Origin of the sequence: Achromobacter sp. UBA5777, from assembly GCF_002418565.1 — a bacterium.
In the GTDB taxonomy this organism is placed as follows: domain Bacteria; phylum Pseudomonadota; class Gammaproteobacteria; order Burkholderiales; family Burkholderiaceae_B; genus Achromobacter; species Achromobacter animicus.
The window spans coordinates 85,463-86,222 of the sequence record NZ_DIEJ01000255.1 but is presented as its reverse complement, the minus strand read 5'-3'; the positions used below and the strand labels follow the sequence as shown (position 1 = coordinate 86,222).

At 68.8% G+C, this 760-nt stretch carries 1 protein-coding gene; it reads left to right on the top strand.

Annotated features, from left to right (window positions below; all coding sequences use genetic code 11):
* Window positions 1–664, top strand: a 664-nt coding sequence (locus B3446_RS22175; protein ID WP_291385047.1) for a TolC family protein, incomplete at its 5' end; no start/stop codon positions are given.
* Window positions 665–760 lie beyond the last annotated feature (96 nt).

Sequence of the window (760 nt, the reverse complement as noted above, 5' to 3'; positions counted from 1 at the left end):
CAACATCGGCGCGGCGCGCGCGGCCCTGTTTCCGCGGATTGCACTGACCGGTTCGTTCGGCTATGCCTCCACCGAGCTGTCGGACCTCTTTTCGTCGCCCAGCCAGATCTGGAACATCGGCGCGGGAATCGGGTGGCCGATCTTTGATTACGGGCAGCGGCGCGCGGCGGTGGATCTTGCCACGGCGCAGCGCGACGAACTGATCGCCAACTACCGCAAGACGGTGCAGACGGCGTTCAGCGAAGTGGCCACCGCGTTGGAGAACCGCAAGCGCTTCCAGGAGCAGGTGACCGCGCAGGAAACGGCGATCCAAGCGCAGCGCCGCCTGGCCGAGACTGCCGAGCTGCGCTACATGAACGGCATCTCGATCTACCTGGAAGTCGTCGACGCGCGGCGCGGATTGTTCAATGCAGAGCAGCAGATGCTGACGCTGCGGGCGTCGCAGCTTCAGAACGGCGTGTCGTTGTATGTCGCGCTGGGGGGCGGGGATGAGCAGCCGCAAGTGGTGATGGCGGGATCGCCGCCGGGCGCGGGAGGGTCGGCAGGCGACCCTGCGGCGGGCGGTCCTGCGGCAAGCGATCCTGCGACAGGCGGTCCTGCGGCCAACGATTCGCCCGCCATGTCTACCCCCGTTCCGCCGCCCGGCGTGGGAGCGCCCCAGTGAACGCCGGCAAGCCGGGCAGCGCCAGCCCGCGCCCAGCCTGGCGCAGGCTGCGCAAAGCCGTGTTCATCCTTGCCGGCCTTGCCGTGCTGGTCGTCG